This is a genomic window from Janthinobacterium sp. PSRC1-1, assembly GCF_049897525.1.
GTDB classification, from domain to species: domain Bacteria; phylum Pseudomonadota; class Gammaproteobacteria; order Burkholderiales; family Burkholderiaceae_D; genus Janthinobacterium; species Janthinobacterium tructae.
Genome location: NZ_JAFCWK010000002.1, coordinates 575,135 through 590,860 on the forward strand (window position 1 = coordinate 575,135; position 15,726 = coordinate 590,860).

17 protein-coding genes and 2 pseudogenes are annotated in these 15,726 nt (G+C 62.1%); 4 read left to right on the top strand and 15 right to left on the bottom strand.

The features are described from left to right. Positions 1-88 precede the first annotated feature (88 nt). Together ACP7DW_RS06255 and ACP7DW_RS06260 are read right to left on the bottom strand one after the other, a co-directional pair. Complete coding sequence (locus ACP7DW_RS06255; protein ID WP_426054381.1) at positions 89-379, bottom strand: hypothetical protein; 291 nt, start codon at positions 377-379, stop codon at positions 89-91. 71 nt (positions 380-450) lie between these two features. Further along, positions 451-1,023 (bottom strand): sigma-70 family RNA polymerase sigma factor, encoded by a 573-nt coding sequence (locus ACP7DW_RS06260; protein WP_426054382.1) that lies wholly within the window; start codon positions 1,021-1,023, stop codon positions 451-453. A gap of 351 nt (positions 1,024-1,374) precedes the next feature. Between ACP7DW_RS06260 and ACP7DW_RS06265 the strand changes: the two genes are divergently transcribed. After that, the gene (locus ACP7DW_RS06265) at positions 1,375-1,635 is read left to right on the top strand and encodes a hypothetical protein (RefSeq protein ID WP_426085195.1); all 261 of its coding nucleotides are present in this window, start codon (positions 1,375-1,377) and stop codon (positions 1,633-1,635) included. Between the two features lie 166 nt (positions 1,636-1,801). Here the strand turns inward: ACP7DW_RS06265 and ACP7DW_RS06270 are convergent, their stop codons facing one another. The 8 genes and pseudogenes from ACP7DW_RS06270 to alkB all read right to left on the bottom strand — a co-directional run bounded on the left by ACP7DW_RS06270 (position 1,802) and on the right by alkB (position 9,239). Then, complete coding sequence (locus ACP7DW_RS06270; protein WP_426054384.1) at positions 1,802-3,343, bottom strand: cryptochrome/photolyase family protein; 1,542 nt, start codon at positions 3,341-3,343, stop codon at positions 1,802-1,804. Positions 3,344-3,366: 23 nt separating this feature from the next. Further along, the gene (locus tag ACP7DW_RS06275) at positions 3,367-5,820 is read right to left on the bottom strand and encodes a penicillin-binding protein 1A (RefSeq protein WP_426054385.1); all 2,454 of its coding nucleotides are present in this window, start codon (positions 5,818-5,820) and stop codon (positions 3,367-3,369) included. 74 nt (positions 5,821-5,894) lie between these two features. Next, complete coding sequence (locus ACP7DW_RS06280) at positions 5,895-6,290, bottom strand: hypothetical protein (RefSeq protein WP_426054386.1); 396 nt, start codon at positions 6,288-6,290, stop codon at positions 5,895-5,897. After that, the gene (gene blaOXA, locus ACP7DW_RS06285; RefSeq protein WP_426054387.1) at positions 6,287-7,105 is read right to left on the bottom strand and encodes a class D beta-lactamase; all 819 of its coding nucleotides are present in this window, start codon (positions 7,103-7,105) and stop codon (positions 6,287-6,289) included. Before blaOXA ends, ACP7DW_RS06280 begins: the two co-directional genes overlap by 4 nt. Before the next feature lie 85 nt (positions 7,106-7,190). Beyond that, the gene (locus tag ACP7DW_RS06290; RefSeq protein ID WP_426054388.1) at positions 7,191-7,358 is read right to left on the bottom strand and encodes a hypothetical protein; all 168 of its coding nucleotides are present in this window, start codon (positions 7,356-7,358) and stop codon (positions 7,191-7,193) included. Between the two features lie 46 nt (positions 7,359-7,404). Continuing rightward, positions 7,405-7,554: pseudogene (locus ACP7DW_RS06295) on the bottom strand (GTP cyclohydrolase, FolE2/MptA family); the annotation flags it as partial. A gap of 154 nt (positions 7,555-7,708) precedes the next feature. After that, positions 7,709-8,485, bottom strand: a complete 777-nt coding sequence (gene folE2 / locus ACP7DW_RS06300) for a GTP cyclohydrolase FolE2 (RefSeq protein ID WP_426054389.1) — start codon at positions 8,483-8,485, stop codon at positions 7,709-7,711. A gap of 91 nt (positions 8,486-8,576) precedes the next feature. Continuing rightward, the gene (alkB, locus tag ACP7DW_RS06305) at positions 8,577-9,239 is read right to left on the bottom strand and encodes a DNA oxidative demethylase AlkB (protein ID WP_426054390.1); all 663 of its coding nucleotides are present in this window, start codon (positions 9,237-9,239) and stop codon (positions 8,577-8,579) included. Between the two features lie 94 nt (positions 9,240-9,333). Between alkB and ACP7DW_RS06310 the strand changes: the two genes are divergently transcribed. Beyond that, a complete protein-coding gene (locus ACP7DW_RS06310; protein ID WP_426054391.1) occupies positions 9,334-9,816 on the top strand; it encodes a heme-degrading domain-containing protein in 483 nt (160 codons plus the stop codon). A gap of 9 nt (positions 9,817-9,825) precedes the next feature. On the opposite strand, the pseudogene ACP7DW_RS06315 reads toward ACP7DW_RS06310, so the two are convergent. The 3 genes and pseudogenes from ACP7DW_RS06315 to ACP7DW_RS06325 form a co-directional block, all read right to left on the bottom strand. Next, positions 9,826-9,915: pseudogene (locus ACP7DW_RS06315) on the bottom strand (aspartate racemase); the annotation flags it as partial. An 8-nt stretch (positions 9,916-9,923) separates the two neighbouring features. After that, positions 9,924-10,661 carry an SDR family NAD(P)-dependent oxidoreductase gene (locus ACP7DW_RS06320; protein WP_096235720.1) on the bottom strand — a complete coding sequence of 246 codons (738 nt, stop codon included), beginning with the start codon at positions 10,659-10,661 and terminating at the stop codon, positions 9,924-9,926. Continuing rightward, a complete protein-coding gene (locus ACP7DW_RS06325) occupies positions 10,654-11,370 on the bottom strand; it encodes a GntR family transcriptional regulator (protein WP_426054392.1) in 717 nt (238 codons plus the stop codon). The genes ACP7DW_RS06320 and ACP7DW_RS06325 overlap by 8 nt, the downstream gene beginning before the upstream one ends. A gap of 115 nt (positions 11,371-11,485) precedes the next feature. Here ACP7DW_RS06325 and ACP7DW_RS06330 point away from each other — a divergent pair, with 115 nt between their 5' ends. Beyond that, entirely contained in the window at positions 11,486-11,866 is a 381-nt protein-coding gene (locus ACP7DW_RS06330) for a hypothetical protein (protein ID WP_426054393.1), read from the top strand. On the opposite strand, the gene ACP7DW_RS06335 is transcribed toward ACP7DW_RS06330, so the two are convergent. Next, positions 11,776-12,459 (bottom strand): YoaK family protein, encoded by a 684-nt coding sequence (locus tag ACP7DW_RS06335; RefSeq protein WP_426054394.1) that lies wholly within the window; start codon positions 12,457-12,459, stop codon positions 11,776-11,778. The genes ACP7DW_RS06330 and ACP7DW_RS06335 overlap by 91 nt on opposite strands. A gap of 189 nt (positions 12,460-12,648) precedes the next feature. On the opposite strand from ACP7DW_RS06335, the gene ACP7DW_RS06340 reads away from it, so the two are divergent. Beyond that, entirely contained in the window at positions 12,649-14,013 is a 1,365-nt protein-coding gene (locus ACP7DW_RS06340; RefSeq protein WP_426054395.1) for an amino acid permease, read from the top strand. Between the two features lie 64 nt (positions 14,014-14,077). Here ACP7DW_RS06340 and ACP7DW_RS06345 read toward each other — a convergent pair whose 3' ends face one another. Beyond that, positions 14,078-15,700: a hypothetical protein gene (locus ACP7DW_RS06345; RefSeq protein ID WP_426054396.1), complete on the bottom strand. Its 1,623-nt coding sequence runs from the start codon at positions 15,698-15,700 to the stop codon at positions 14,078-14,080. Between the last annotated feature and the right edge of the window lie 26 nt (positions 15,701-15,726).

Consider the following 15,726-nt stretch of genomic DNA (forward strand, 5'->3'; position numbering starts at 1 on the left):
CCCGCATCGCCGTCCGACTCGGTACCGAAGCGTGACAATTGCCCTCGCATTTAGACGCATAGAAGGTTGTTTTCAAGCCTGCTCAATCTTATTTCCCCCTTTTCGCGGTCTGCCTGGACTGGAAGCGATTAACAGGCCCATCCTCGAATCCCATCATTTTTGGTGGCGATGGGTCTTTTCGGTGAGCATATATCAACACACGCAATGCGATAGATAGCGGCACGCCATTTGTTCGCAAGTATTTTGCTGCCACTGCAGTGCCAAGCATTTCCTGGAAAATAATCGCAACGTCTATTTTTTGTGCGGTCAATGCATCGACTCGTCTTCGACGATCAAGCTCCTCTTGCGCCAGGCCGCTGATGTAATTTTTATTTATCATGTAAATTTATGTTAAGTAGCGACAAATAATCGCAGCTTGCGCCTGGGTACCGCAATTATGCGGGGCTACATTCAATCATCCTTTTCCAGCCTCTTGCGTATCTCTGTCCTGACCCTGTGAATACGGCTTCGCACTGTTCCCATAGGACATCCCATCTTTATTGCAATCGCACCGTAGCTCATACCATCAATCTCACGTAGCAATAATGCCTTTTTCAACAGAGGCGGCAAGTTGGCGATCAATCGAACAATCTCCAGCCCAGTTTCCATTGCACTACATATTTCCTCTGGACTATTTTCATTAGAAATATTTAATGCATCAACAACATCATCATTCACGCCGTCGAATGAGCACAATTTTCTTGATTCAATTTTTAATTCATTACGACAATAGTTTTCGATACTATTCATGGCTATTGAATACAACCATACATATAACGTCGAGTAGCTACGACATTCTTTAAACCATTGAAATGCATTGAGAAAGATAATCTGAACCATATCATCGATATCTTGCTTATGATGAACATGATGACTTACCAAACTTCTCATATGAACATTATATTTGACATAGAGCGTATGAAATGCCGATGGGTCACCGACACAAATTCTTTCCCTCATGAAATTTTCATTATTTTCAAGCATGACTGGGTCATTGACACCAAGGATGAGCTTGTATCCTAACAGTAAGAATTTATCCTAAAAACAATACACCAAGAACCTTGATTTATATCAAAGTCAAAAACATAACAGAGTATCATCAAAAAATTAATTAAATCAATACTTTCCGATGAGAATAATTAAACTCGGAAATTATTTTTTCTGATTGCAACAATACCTATGCATAAAGAAATTTTAATTTATTTTGCATAAATAATATTTTATTTTGGAAATATTTTCAGCCAGGAATTTAATGATGTGCTCGTTTTCGTGTGCGACAAAAAATTTTTATATAGTAATATCTAAAAAACTTACGCACCTGAATGAGTATTTTTGATGATTAAAAATATAAGAACTTCATATGTCATCGAGTTTACGCAGCGAACGACGCGGGTATTAAGGTCGCTCGATGTCGAATCTGGGCGCATGAAGATTGATATAAAAGACACGGCGATGCCGTTCGACACGCGCATAGTTGATGCCTGGGTCAGCGTGGAAGACGGTGTCCTGTGGCTGGAGCATGAAACGGAAGGGGAGCATACGGTGAAAATCAGACTTGCTAAAGTGCTACGTTGGTCACGTCAGCCCAGATGGTAGCCAAACTGCAGACGTCACTCTGCAATTCGACGCCTGCTCCCATCAGATAATCTACTGGCCCAGTCCGTCGGCCGATGGCAAGCGTCCGTACGGCAACTTCACACCCTGTGGAATTCCCCTAGGGAAATAGCGCAGGCTACCATGGGTTGCCCGTGCACCAGCAGGCTTACAGTGCATCGAGCCTGGCCAGCATCGTGTCCGCCTGTTGCCGGAAAGCCCCGATCGTCGCCGCGTCCATTTTCTCCAGCTGGCGATACGCCATGCCGATGCGGGGATTGCGTTCCAGGGTGTCGGCATTGCGATGGAAAAAATCCCAGTACAGGGCATTGAAGGGACAGGCGCGCTCGCCGATGCGCGCCTTTTTGTCGTAATGGCAGCCTTTGCAATAATCGCCCATGCGGTCGATATACGCCGCGCTGGAGACATACGGCTTGGTGGCCAGCAGCCCGCCATCGGCGAACTGGCTCATGCCGACGGTATTGGGCAACTCCACCCATTCGAAAGCATCGATATAAATGCCCAGGTACCAGCCATGCACCCTGGCCGGATCGAGGCCGGCCAACAGCGCGAAATTGCCGATCACCATCAGGCGCTGGATGTGATGCGCATGCGCCTGTTCCAGCGACTGGGTGATCGCCTGCGACAGGCAATGCATCTTCGTCTTGCCATCCCAGAACCAGGAAGGCAGCGGGCGCGTGTGGGCAAAAAAGTTCTTCTCCGCATAGCCGGGCATATGCGCCCAGTAAACACCGCGCACATACTCGCGCCATCCCAGGATCTGGCGGATGAATCCCTCCACCGCAGCCAGGGGCGCATGGCCGGCGTGATAAGCCGTCTGCGCCCGCGCGACGACTTCGCGCGGGTTGAGCATTTTGACGTTCAGCGCGAACGACAGCAGGGAATGAAACAAGCGCCATGCCTTGACGCTCATCGCATCCTGGAAATCGCCAAAATGCGGCAAGGCCCGCTCGATGAAGGCATCGAGCTGCTGCAGCGCTTCGTCCCGGTTCAGCGCCCACGGCAGCCGGTCGGCATGCGGCGCGCCAAAGCTTTTCACGCCTGCGGCGACGATGCTTTGCCATAACAGGGAATGGTCATGCACGGTGCGCGGATCGTGCGGCTCGGCGGGCGTGCCGCGCCAGGGCTTGCGGTTATCGTGATCGAAGTTCCATTGGCCGCCGACGGGTTTTTTCGCGTCTGCCATCAGCACCTGGTGCGCGCTGCGCATCTGGCGGTAGAAAAACTCCATCAGCCATTGCTTGCGTCCAGCGAAAATATCGGCAGCCTCATGGCGTGCCGTATAGAAATGCTCGCTGTCGACCATCAGCCAGGGGATGGTCGAGCGTCTTCCCGCCTGGTACAGCTGCTGGTCGAGGCGCCACTCGTCGGGCGCCTGGTATTCGAAGGCGGCAGCGTCATAGTGACGAATCAGCGCTTCGATATTCTCCGGTATCGACCGCGTGCTTGCCACCTCGTCGATGGCGATGTAATGCACGCTGTGGCCAAGCTGGCGCAGCTGGCGCGCCAGCTCGCGCATGGCCGCGAAGATCGCCAGGATTTTCTGCGCATGATGCAGCACATAATCGGTTTCCTGCCTTACCTCCATCAGGACATAGATGGTGGCGGCATCGACGTCGGTAAACCAGCGATGCTGCGCATTGAGCTGGTCGCCGAGTATCAGGCGCAGTGTGGGCTTTGGTGAGGTCATGATTGTTCTTTGCGATAGTTGACTTACCCTTGCGGCGCCGGCTGCGGCACCGGCGCGGGGGCAGGCACGGGAGCGGGCTCCGGCACCGCCTTGCCATGCGTGTCCTGCTCGCCTTCGGCCGGCACGGCCAGCGGCGCCGGCGGCACGCCTTCCTGCAGCAAATCTCCCGGCTCTTCCACCGGCTCGTCCTGCGGCGCCTCGACCGGTTCCACGTGGCGCAGCGGTGGCGGCGGCTTGCCGCCAGGGAAGATGGCGTCGCGCGACAGTTTTCCTGTGTCGAGCGCCGTCTTGAAGAAGTCGCCCACCACCAGCACGGCGTTGTGGCCGCCCTGGCCCCAGTAATTGCTGCGCATGGTGACGCGCGCGTCATTGAAACCCACCCAGGCGCCGCCCACCAGTTGCGGGTGCATCAAAATGAACCAGCCATCGGCGTTGTTTTGCGTGGTGCCGCTCTTGCCGGCCACGTCGGAGCGGATGCCGAAGCGGCTGCGGATGGCCGTGCCCGTGCCGCGGTCGATCACGCCGCGCATCATGTCGGTCAGCGTGGTGGCCGATGCCTCTTGCATGGCGCGCTGGGGCTTGTCTTCGCCAAAGCGGGCGATGACCTTGCCTTCGCGGTCCGTGATGTGCGTGACGACGAACGGCAAACGGGCCTCGCCCTGGGCCGCGATGCTGGCGTAGGCGTTGACCATTTCCAGCAAGGTGACGGGACTGGTGCCCAGCGCCAGGGACGGCACTTTTTCCAGCTTGCTGTCGCGGATACCGAGCGCGCGCGCCAGCTTGATGATCGGCGGCAAGCCCACGTCCTGCATCACTTGCGCCGTGATGGTGTTTTTCGAGTAGACGAGGCCGTCGCGCATGGTCATGTCGCGCCCCGTGGTGCCGCTCATGTCGGTCGGGCGCCATTTGGTGCCGTCGGCCGCCTTGATATCCATCACTTCATCGCGGTACACATGGTCGGGACTCAGGCCCTTTTCCAGCGCCGCGCCATACACGATGGGTTTGAAGGTGGAACCGGGCTGGCGCGCCGCCTGCGAGACGTGGTCGAATTGCTCGCGCGCAAAGTCGCGGCTGCCCACCCAGGCGCGCACGGCGCCCGTGGCCGGGTCCATGGCCGTAAAACCCGCTTCCAGGCGCGTCTTCGACTTGCGCAGGGCCGCCATGAAGGCGCGGTCGCCCTTCAGCTGCGCCAGCGCCGCCTCGGGCGTGCCGCCGGCCGCCGTCAGCTTGCGGTAGTCTCCCGATTCGCGCACGAAGGAATCGAGCAGGGACGGATGCGATTTCCAGAAATACTCGAACGGTACGCTGCCAGCCTGCATGCCCGCGTACATGCCCGTCGAGGTGGACGACGGCACGCCCGCGCGGCTCCATTCCACGTCGGCAATCGCCTGCAAGGCATTCGCCTGGCGTTCGACGGCGCGCTCGGCCGCCAGCTGCAAATCGTGGTCGAGCGTGGTGTGCACCACCAGGCCGTCGCGCTCCAGGTTGTAATCGTTTTCGTCGGCCCACTCGATCAGCCACTTGCGCACATAGGCCGTGAAATGGCTGTCCGATTGCGCCCGCTCGCTCTGGCGCTCGAAATGCAGGCGCAGCGGACGCTTGATCAACTGTTTATAGCGCGCCTCGTCGATAACGCCGTGCTTGCGCATCTGCCCCAGCACCACGTTGCGCCGCTGCAGCGAGCGTTCGGGATTGCCGACGGGATTGTAGTAATTCGTGCCCTTGAGCATGCCGACCAGGGTGGCGCTTTCCAGGATATCGAGGCGCGAGGCGGGCTTGTCGAAATAGGTGCGGGCCGCCATTTCGATGCCGTAAGTGTTGTACAGGAAGGGTACCGTGTTCAGATACGCTTCCAGGATTTCCGTCTTGCTGTAGGTGGCCTCGATTTTCAGGGCCGTGATGAGTTCCTTCAGCTTGCGGTTCAGGTTGCGCGAGCGGCCTATCTCCTCGGGGAACATATTGCGCGCCAGCTGCTGCGTGATGGTGGAACCGCCCTGGGGGTTGCCTCCCGCCGTGTGCAAGATGGCGCCCGCCGTGCGCGTGAAATCGATGCCATGGTGTGCATAGAAACGGTGGTCTTCCGTCGAGATCAAGGCGCTGATCACGTTCGGCGAAATCTGCTTTAACGTGACCCGTTCCTGCAAGCCCTGGTCGAAACGCACCAGTTCCTTGCCGTCGGTGCTGACCATGGTGCTCGGTGCGGCCGCGCGCGCCTGGCGCAAATCGTGGATGCTGGGCGTCAGGGGTATCAGCAGCAGCAGGTACAGCGTCAACAAGGCCAGCAAAGCCAGGAACGACCACAGGCCCAGCACCAGCGCGCGCCGCACGGGCGGCAAGGTCATCAAGTGCGCATGGCCGCGCCGGTACAGCGCCACCGCTTTTACCCACGCCAGCCCCGCCACACGAACGACCTGCGCGCGCGCCCGTATCCACGCCTGCCGTGCTTTTTCCTGAAACTGCTCCATGCCTGATGCCATGCTTGTAACCTTGTCTGATGCCGGATGATCCGTTTCAGCAAGTATATAGGGCGGGCAACAAAGCGGGCCGGATTTTACGCCTGGCAAGCATCGAGGCGTGCCAGCGTGACGCCGACATACGCGCCCACGCAGCGCGCATCATGCGTTGTAAACGGGTTTTCCAGCCGCAGCAGGCCGCAATCGCAGACGACGGGGTCAACGCTGACGACGACGCCGAGCGCCAGGTAGCGCCAGCCGTCAAGCCGGCGCAACCCCTGCTCCCGGCCCGGATTGGCGCGGAAGATGGCGTCCCAGTCGTCACGCTCGCTGGGCATGGGCGACAGTTCGAGCTGAACTTGCGCGCCGGCGGCCAGTTGCGCGCCGCCAAACTCGTCCATCACGTGCAGGCGCTGGCCATCCACGTCGATGACGGCTTCCAGGTACGCTCCCTCGGTCGCGATGAAGGTGGCGGCGACGATGCTGGCCGTCACTTCTGCGCCTGCTCCAGCAGGGCCGGCAATTCTTTCAGCATGGCCTCGCGCGTGCGCAGGCCCGCCGATGGCAAGCCCTTCTGCTCGTCCTGCACCAGGCGCGCAAACACGATGCTGCGCTCGCCCTTGCTGGCCCAGCCCACGAACCAGCCGTAGCCATGCGCCTCGTCAAAGCTGCCGTCGGCCTTGCGCGGGAAGGCCGCGCCCGTCTTGCCGTGCACTTGCCAGCCATCCACGTCCGCCAGGCGCGTCAGGCGGCGCGTCTGTTCCATCGCCTGCCTGGTGACTGGCAACTGATCGTTGACCAGCTTGCGCAAGAAACCCAGCTGTTCCAGCGGGGAGATCTTCAGCGAAGAGCTGATCCACGAGCGCTCCAGGCTATTGTCCTTGCCCTTGTCGCCCGACACGTCCGCATTGCCATAGCGCAAAGCCTTGGCGTACTTCTGGAAGCGCTCGGCGCCCAGCGCCTGCGTGATCTGCTGCGAATACCAGACGACGGAATACTGCATCCAGCGCGACGGGTCCGTATCCTGGCGCCACGCGTCGCCGCCCCAGTCCACATAGCCCTGGCGGTATGGCAGGGTCGGCTTGTGCTCGTCCTTGAGGAAACCGGCGTCGTAGCCCATCAGGCTGAGCGCGATCTTGAAGGTGGAGGCGGGGGTGACCCGGTCGATGCAATTACCTTCTTGCAACAAGACGGCACCGGTTTTGGCGTCGGCCATGGCGGTGCAGATGGTGCCGGCCTGGGCTGGCGAGGCGGCCAGCGTGGCGCCTGCCAGGCCGAGGATGAACGGGAAGAATGCGCGGTATTTCATGGGCCTCCGGGGCTGGGGAGAAGGACAAAGCGAAATTGTACCGGTCAGCGCGGCGCGATGCCAGCGCTGATGCAGTACCTGAGCGCTAGCGCCCCGCCGGCGCGCCCGGCTGGCGCTCCCGCTTCAAATGTTCCTCTTCCAGCTCGTCCATGCCCAGCTTTTCCTCGTCGATCAGCGCACGTTCGCGCCGTTCGCGCTCCAGTTCCGCTTCCAGGCTGTCATCGCCCACTTCCCGCTCAATGTTCTCCGGCATGCTGTCTTCCTTCACGGTGGTTGAGTGAAAAAGTTGAGTGAAAAGCTCAGGCAAGCTGGCCCGCCTGCGCCACGGCGTCGTGCGGATGCAGGCTTTCCATATGCCGTACGGTAACACGCGCCTGCGCATGATGTGACGCCAATGACGCCAGCGCCGCCTGCACGCGGCGGGCCGCGTCTCCCACATACATCAGGTCAAGTAATCCTCGGGAAATTATTGTGAATTTATGACGAACAGAACCGGATGCTATGCAAGGCGCTCGCTGCGACGCAGTGCGAGCACTGCTAGCAGTGAGCAACGCCGCAGAGCGCCGGCTATGGAGGTCAGAAATCACAATAATTTATTGGGGGTTACTTAGCACCATTCAAGCGCGCGAACGCCTGCTCGTCGGCCCGTTTCACGGCCGTTTGCAGCGGCGTCGCCAGCGCCGCTTCGACCAGGTCGATCAGGGGAAACAGGTCCAGCTCGGCCTGCTCCGTCAAGGGCACGGTGACCGTCGCCGTGCTGCGCTGGCTGTGCGGCGTGGCCAGGCTCGCGTGTTCCTGAAGCCAGTCGCGCGCAGCCGCGCCGTCGATGCCGCCCGCGCCGAAGCGTGCCGCGAAGGCGTCGGCAAGCAGTTGCCGCGCCAGCGCCGCCGAACATGGGCAGGTCGACGAGTAGCCGATCTCCACCGTCAGGGACAGGGCAAAGCCCTGCGGCGAAACACTCGCCTGCAGGCGCACGGGATACGATTTCCAGCCCGACAATCCCGCCGTCAGCAACGCCGGCTGGCGCCGCAGCACGGGGAACGCCAGCGCGAGGCGTGCCTGCGTGCTGCCGCAATCGGCGTGACTGGCCACCATGCGCCGCAGCACGGCGGCCAGCGCACCCGCATCGAGCGGCTGCGCGGCGGCAAACGCGTCGAGCAGCAGATACAGCCGCGACATGTGGATGCCCTTCACGTGCGGATCGGGCAAGTCCACCTGCACATCGGCCCAGGCATGCACTTGCTGCGCCTGCCCGCCCTCTTCCAGCCACAGCGGCAAGGCGATGCCCTGCATGCCGACCCATTCCAATGGCAGGGGGTGGCCCAGATGGGGGCCGGCCGCCACGTCGGGCAGGGGCGTGGAAAGGGAATCGCGCTTCATGGTCATGGCTCCATATGCAAACAAATTGCATATCATGGAGAAAAACAGTCGTATTTGCAAGTGTCTTGCATTAATGAGCGTCAATGGCAGCTTAGCTGGCCTTGCGAAACGTCAGATTGATGCGCTGCGCGCCCAGCAGCGCGTGTTCGCCCTCCTTCAGCGGCGCCACGCCGTGGAAGCGCAGGCGGTCGGGGCCGCCCCACACCACCACGTCGCCGTGCAGCAAAGGAATGCGGGCCGCCTTATCTGCCCGCTCGGCGCCGCCGAACAGGAAGGTGGCGGGCAGGCCCAGCGAGACGGAGACAATGGGCGCGGTGAAATCGCATTCATCGCGGTCCTGGTGCAGGGCCATGCGCGCGCCGGGCGCATAACGGTTGACCAGGCAGGCGTCGGGCATAAAGCCCGGATAGCCGGCCGCCAGCGCCGCCTGCTGCGCCAGGCGCAGGAACACGGGCGGCATCGGCGGCCACGGGCGACCGCTGGCCGGATCGAGCCGCGCATAGCGATAGCCGCGTCCATCCGTGATCCAGCCCTGGGCGCCGCAATTGCTCATGGCAACGGACATGCGCAAGCCGCCCGGCGTGGCCATGTGGCGCAGTGGCGCCGCCAGCACGATGGCATCGAGCGCCGGCAGCAGCTCATCCAGATACGCCAGCGCGAAACCGCGCAGCAGGAGCGACGCGGACGAGCCAGGCGCCAGCGGCGCGGGAGCGGCCGGAGCCTGGTCTTCATCGGCAAACAGGGACAGGTTCATGCCGCCTATTGTAGGCCCGGCGCGGAAAAAGCGCGCGCGGCTGGTCCATGCTGCGCTACAGTAGCGTTTCCAGCCACTACCCGACTCCCTGACGATGGATCATTACGCCGATTTGCTGCACACCCTGGCACAGCAGGAAGAATCCCTGCAATTCGAACGCTTCGACAACGATGCCGCGCTGGCCGTGGGCCTGTGGATCGTCGAGGAGGTGCGCAAGCGGGGCAAGGCCGTCACCGTGAACATCACGCGCAACGGTCAAATCCTGTTCCACCACGCCATGACGGGCGCCACGCCCGATCAGGCCGACTGGATACGCCGCAAGAACCAGACGGTGCAGCGCTTTTGCCACAGCTCCTACTACATGGGCATCTCGTATAAAAGCCGCGGCAGCACCTTCGAAGACGTGAAATACCTCGACGACATCGAGTATGCGGGCCACGGCGGCGCCTTCCCGTTGCTGATACGCGGCGTGGGACTGGTCGGCACGGTGAGCGTTTCCGGCCTGGCGCAGGCCGACGACCACGCGCTGGTGGTGGCGGCGCTGCAGGCGCAGCTGGACGCACAGCCGGGCAAATAGTCAGGCGGCCAGCGCCTGCGCGCCCTCTTCGCCTATCGTGCGCTGGCACAGGGCCGCCCCTTCTGCCGAACAGCCGACGATGCCGATATGTTGGGTCACGGTCTGCCTTAAATGCGCTGGCCGCCGTCGATGGGAATCTCCGCGCCAGTGATGTACGAGGCGCGCTCGCTGCACAGGAATTCCACCAGATCGGCCACTTCGGCCGTCGTGCCCAGGCGGCGCAGGGGGATTTGCGTGTCGACGATGTGCGAGGTGCCGGGCGACAAAATCGCCGTGTCGATCTCGCCCGGTGCGATGGCATTCACGCGCACGTTCAGCGGCGCCATGTCGTTGGCCATTTCGCGCGTCAGCGACGCCAGCGCCGCCTTCGAGCTGGCGTAGGCGGAACCGGCAAACGGATGCACGCGGTAGCCGGCGATCGAGCACAGGTTCACGACGGCGCCGTGCGCATTCGACAATTCCTGCGCGAAGCCGCGCGTCAGCGCCAGCGGCGCAAAGAAATTCGTGTTGTACATTTCCTGCCAGGTCTGCATGTCGGTGGTCAGCGAATTGACGCGCGCGCCGCCCGGCCCCTTTGGCGACACTCCCGCATTGTTCACCAGCGCGTGCAGCTTCGAGTCGCCCAGCATGGGGCGCAGGGTATCGACCATCTGCCCGATCTGGCTTAAATCCGACAGATCCATGCACACATGCGTGTTGTGCTCCTGGCTGCGCGGGCAGCCGCCGGGAATCGGACTGCGCGAGACGGTGATGACGCGCCAGCCCAGGCTGCGGAAGCGTTCCGCCACGGCGTGGCCGATGCCGCGGCTGGCCCCAGTGACGATGGCGGTTTTTTGTTCACTCATGTTCTTCCTTGTTCTGTTCTTGTTCGGTGGTGCCGGCGTGGATGCGCTCCTGGCGCATGACATAGGCCAGCATCTGCGTCCCGCCGTCGAGGATGTCCTGTTCGATGGCGCGCCGCGCGGCCGCGCTGTCGCGCTGGCGCAGCGCGCTGATGATGGCGTGGTGATGGCCGACCCGCATGTCGGGCGAAAAGCTGGCGTAGCCGGCGGCGATCAGGGGCGCCGTCTGCATCCACAGATGGTCGACGAAGCGCTTCAAGGTCGGCATGCCGGCCGCCTGCGCCAAGGCCAGGTGAAACGCCTGGTTGCATTGCAGGGCCGCCGCCAGGTCGTGCCGCGCGATGGCCTCTTCATTCGCCTGCAGCAGGCGCTCCAGGTCGGCCAAGGTGGCGTCGTCGATGCGCTGCGCCGCCTCCGCCGCGCCCAGCCCTTCCAGTTCCAGGCGCAGCGCGCGGATTTCCAGGTAGCGCGCCACGCTGAGCACGGGTACGCGGAAGTCGCGTGGCGAGCGCAGCACCAGCGCCTCTTCCTGCACCAGCTGCAGCATGGCGTCGCGCACGGGCGTGACGCTGGTACCGAGCTGCAGCGCCAGCTCGCGGATGCGCAGCCGGTCGTTCGGCTGGAAGCGCCCCGCCGCCAGCGCGTCGCGCAGCATCGCATACACGGACTTGCCCAGGTTGACGTGCACCAGGCTGTCCAGGGAATGGTTCATCGGCATTTCAAATTCCTCAGATTATGATGCATCATACATCAACGCACAAAACAGTGTTTTTCCAGGCGTGCGCCGCAGGCAGGAAACGCCGCGGCACTGACAATCAGCGGCCACCGTGTCGAAAGAACCGCTCTTGAACTGGGATTGTCCGCACGCTCACACCCTGCCCGTCACGCCCGAAGCGGGCGGCATCGATGGCTTGCCGCATACGAACAACGCCGTGTATGTGCGCTGGTGCGAGCATATCGCCTGGCACCACTCGGCCGTCCTGGGGCTGGACCTGGATGATTGCCGGCGCCTGGACCGGGCCATGGCGATACGCTGCGGCGAATACGGCTACCTGCCGCCCGAGTTTCTGGCCGTGTACGAACCGGCCATCGTGGCGGCGCGTCAACCGGTGCAGGTTCAGGCGGCCTGGCGTGCCGGCTCGAGCGCAATCAGCACCAGTAAAATGGCCAGCGGCACGGCCAGCGCGGCAAAACCCACGGCCAGGTAGGCAAAGGCGGCCAGGATGGCGCCCACGGCAAAGCCCAGCAAGGGCGAGAAGCTTTTGACGCAGCGCTCGCGCGTGGCGCCGTCGGCCGCGCCGCGCAGCACGTCGAGCGTATCGATCACCAATTGCGTGACGTTGCCCGTCATCATGGACGTGGGCGCCAGGTGCGCCAGCAGCAGGCGGCTGATGGCGCTGTGCGCACCCATGGCCGCCGCGCCGAACAGGCCGGCCGCCATCGCCAGCGCGCCCGGCTCCGCCGCCAGCGGTTCGGCCAGCACGCCAGACACCATGAAGCCGAGCAGCAGCGCCAGCTCCAGCAGCAGCGCCATGCGCAGTGCCGGTCCGCCGCGGCGCTCGACCGCCACGCTCAGGAGCCGCGTCGCCGCCACGCCGACGATAAACGCAGGGAAGGCCAGCAGCTTGAGGGCGATCGAGGCATGCGTGGCGTTGGCCAGCGCCGCGCCGATCAGCACGAAGTTGCCCGTCACATGAGCCGTGAACAGACCGAACAGGGCGACAAAGCCCAGGGTATCGACATAGCCGGCCAAAAAGCCCAGGCTGATGCCTTGCAAACGGCTACGCTGCGCAAGCTGCATACACACTCCTTGAAATTTGCCATCATGATACCGTGCCGCCGGCGCAGCCTGCAGCGGTTTTGCGCGCCGTTCGGCGAAGATGCGGGGCTTTTCTTGCACCTGCGCAGTGCAACATGCATTTCGCTCCTGCTTTGCGCGCCCATGCTTTAGAATCAGCGATCTCAGCCCCGTAAAAACAGGATAAAACATATGACGGCAGTCGGGAATACCGAACCACAAGAGCTCAAGCGCGGCCTGAAAAGCCGCCACATCCAGCTCATCGCCCTGGGCGGCGCCATCGGCACCGGCCTGTTTCTGGGCATCGCGCAAACCATCAAGATGGCCGGCCCTTCCGTGCTGCTCGGCTATGGCATCGCCGGTGTGATCGCCTTCCTGATCATGCGCCAGCTGGGCGAAATGGTGGTCGACGAACCGGTCGCCGGCTCCTTCAGCTACTTCGCCGACAAATACTGCGGCCACCTGCCCGGTTTCCTGTCGGGCTGGAATTACTGGGTGCTGTATGTGCTCGTCAGCATGGCCGAACTGACGGCCGTCGGCATCTACGTGCAGTACTGGTGGCCGGGCGTGCCGACCTGGGTCTCGGCGCTGATCTTCTTTTGCGTCATCAACGCCATCAGCCTGCTCAATGTGAAGGCCTTCGGGGAGATGGAATTCTGGTTCGCCCTCATCAAGGTGGTCGCCATCATCGGCATGATCGTCTTCGGCGCGTATCTGCTGGCCTCCGGCGACGCGGGCCCGCAGGCGTCCGTGGCCAACCTGTGGCAGCACGGCGGCTTCTTCCCGAATGGCTGGCAGGGCCTGGTGATGGCCATGGCCGTCATCATGTTCTCGTTCGGCGGCCTGGAACTGGTGGGCATCACGGCGGCCGAAGCGGATGATCCGAGCACGACGATTCCACGCGCCACCAACCAGGCCATCTACCGCATCCTGATCTTTTACATCGGCGCGCTTGGCATTTTGTTGTCGCTGTACCCGTGGCAAAACGTCGTCACCGGCGGCAGCCCGTTCGTGCTGATCTTCCATGCGCTCGACAGCAACCTGGTGGCCACGGCCCTGAACGTGGTGGTGCTGACGGCCGCCCTGTCCGTCTACAACAGCGGCGTGTACTGCAACACGCGCATGCTGTTCGGCCTGGCCAAGCAAGGCAATGCGCCGCGCGCGCTGCTGCGCCTGAACCGCCGCGGCGTGCCTTTGGCGGCGCTGGGCGTGTCGGCGCTGGCGACAGGCGCCTGCGTGGTGGTCAATTACTTCATGCCGGGCGAAGCGTTCGAAGTACTGATGGGACTCGTGGTCTCGGCGCTGATCATCAACTGGGCCATGATCAGCTGGATCCATTTGCGCTTCCGCGCGCAGAAAAAAATCGAAGGCAAGACGACCTTGTTCCAGAGCCTGGGCTACCCGTTCACCAACTACCTGTGCCTGGTCTTCCTGGCCGGCATTCTGGTGATCATGTACCTGACGCCGGGCCTGCGCATTTCCGTCTACCTGATCCCCGTCTGGCTAGGCGCCCTGGGCGTCGGCTACTGGATCAAGCAAAGCAAGGCCAAGGCCTGACGCGACACCTTCGCGCCAAAGAAAAAGCCCGCCTTCTTGCGAAGACGGGCTTTTTTTCTGCACGCTAGGCGCCGGCCGCCCCATTACTGGCTTCCTGTGCCGCGGATAGGGTGCCCCCCTGCCACGGGCTGATCCACTGGCCGGGATAGGATTGCAGCATGATCTCGTCGTTCAGTGTCAGCAAATCCTGTTTGTGCCGCTCATCCCTTCCCTCGACAGTCTGGTCCGTGGTACCCGTCTTGTAAGGCCACAGCAGCGTGAGCAAGTCGCGCTGCACCGAATGCTGGGTCGGCGTGGTCGTGTCCGACTCCAGCTTGCCCATCACATAGGTCATGACATGCGTGGACTGGGTGGCCGACTGCCGCAGGCTCGCTTTGACCAGCTTGCCTTCCTTGTAGGCCAGTTGTGCATCGCTGCTGGCCGTGTCTTCGATCTGGTGGTAGGTGTAATTCTGTGATTCCACCGCTTCCGACAAGCGCAACGGCACGCCGGGGATCAAGGGCATGTGGAAGCTGGCGCTCAGCTTGGATTGCTGCTGCTGCTGGATCGAGCGCTCGTCCTGGCTGGCGCCGGCCAGGGTCGTCTGTTGCGACAGCTCATAGTTGAAGCCATCCGTTTCCGCCAGGCGCATGGAATTGATCGATTTCGGCGTTTGCGACACCGAAGCGCTGAAGTCCGCCATGCCGGTCAGAATCGCCTTGTCCTCGGCTGCCAGGCGCCACTTGCCCGCTGCCGGTACGCCGCGCGCATCCTGCGGCGCGGCGGCGTTGCTGTGCAAGGCGCCAAACGCATCCTTGAACATGGCCATCAGCGCCGGATCGCCATGCCCGCGCGACGCGGCCTGGCCGATCTGCTTCATATAACTGCTCATGGCCTTGGCCTGCTGCTCCTGGCTGCCCAGGGCGTTGAGCTGGCTGGCGTCCACCTTCACGTCCAGCGATCCGGCCACGCCCTTGAAGCTGACCTTGCGCTGCGCGCTGTCGGCCTGGAAGTCCAGCGTCTGCGTGCTTTGCGGCTCGGTGCGCACTTTCACTTCCGCGTGCAAGTTCACCGACGCCAGCACATTCTGGTCAAATTGCATCAGACCGCTCAAGCTGATCTTCGGCTGGCCCTGCGCCATGCCATCGATGGCTTCCTGGAAGGCCTGCGCCAGGCCGCCCAGCGCGCCGGCCTCGGCCTCGCTGAGTTCACCGCTCGTGCTCATGCGCACGGCCAGGCCATCGTCCTGACTATCGAGCGACAGCTTGACCTCCACGCCGCTCCTGGTGGTGATGCCGAGAGTGACCTTGTCTTCGCCATTGCCATGCAAGCTGGCCGCTTGCATGGCCCCGATGTCGCTATAGGTATTCGGTTCCATGCGCGGCGGCGATTGCTGCACCGCCTGCGATACATTGCGCACGCCCCCCTTGATCTGTTCCAGCAAGCTCGCGCCCAGGCCGGCGAAACGGCCGCCAACCGTGCGCGAAAAAAAGTTTTTCGTCATTTGCTCGCTGACGCCATCGCGCGACGGGCTTTCCCATATCTTGGGCGACGGCGTCAGGTCCGCGATGGCTTGCCTGCTTCCGATGGCAACGATGGAAGACGGACTCGGCGCCGGAGACGGCGCGGCATCGGCCTTGTTGGCCGCGGCACTGAGCGCGCGGGACGGACTTGGATTCCAGCTCGGGATCGGGGAGACGGAGGTCATGGGTCTTATGCCTTGCTAAACGAAGA

Coding starts and splice junctions, on each gene's coding strand:
- ACP7DW_RS06255 (WP_426054381.1), bottom strand. CDS start 379: ATGATAAATAAAAATTACATCAGCGGCCTGGCGCAAGAGGAGCTTGAT.
- ACP7DW_RS06260 (WP_426054382.1), bottom strand. CDS start 1,023: ATGCTTGAAAATAATGAAAATTTCATGAGGGAAAGAATTTGTGTCGGT.
- ACP7DW_RS06265 (WP_426085195.1), top strand. CDS start 1,375: ATGATTAAAAATATAAGAACTTCATATGTCATCGAGTTTACGCAGCGA.
- ACP7DW_RS06270 (WP_426054384.1), bottom strand. CDS start 3,343: ATGACCTCACCAAAGCCCACACTGCGCCTGATACTCGGCGACCAGCTC.
- ACP7DW_RS06275 (WP_426054385.1), bottom strand. CDS start 5,820: ATGGCATCAGGCATGGAGCAGTTTCAGGAAAAAGCACGGCAGGCGTGG.
- blaOXA (WP_426054387.1), bottom strand. CDS start 7,105: ATGAAATACCGCGCATTCTTCCCGTTCATCCTCGGCCTGGCAGGCGCC.
- ACP7DW_RS06290 (WP_426054388.1), bottom strand. CDS start 7,358: ATGCCGGAGAACATTGAGCGGGAAGTGGGCGATGACAGCCTGGAAGCG.
- folE2 (WP_426054389.1), bottom strand. CDS start 8,485: ATGAAGCGCGATTCCCTTTCCACGCCCCTGCCCGACGTGGCGGCCGGC.
- alkB (WP_426054390.1), bottom strand. CDS start 9,239: ATGAACCTGTCCCTGTTTGCCGATGAAGACCAGGCTCCGGCCGCTCCC.
- ACP7DW_RS06310 (WP_426054391.1), top strand. CDS start 9,334: ATGGATCATTACGCCGATTTGCTGCACACCCTGGCACAGCAGGAAGAA.
- ACP7DW_RS06320 (WP_096235720.1), bottom strand. CDS start 10,661: ATGAGTGAACAAAAAACCGCCATCGTCACTGGGGCCAGCCGCGGCATC.
- ACP7DW_RS06325 (WP_426054392.1), bottom strand. CDS start 11,370: ATGAACCATTCCCTGGACAGCCTGGTGCACGTCAACCTGGGCAAGTCC.
- ACP7DW_RS06335 (WP_426054394.1), bottom strand. CDS start 12,459: ATGCAGCTTGCGCAGCGTAGCCGTTTGCAAGGCATCAGCCTGGGCTTT.
- ACP7DW_RS06340 (WP_426054395.1), top strand. CDS start 12,649: ATGACGGCAGTCGGGAATACCGAACCACAAGAGCTCAAGCGCGGCCTG.
- ACP7DW_RS06345 (WP_426054396.1), bottom strand. CDS start 15,700: ATGACCTCCGTCTCCCCGATCCCGAGCTGGAATCCAAGTCCGTCCCGC.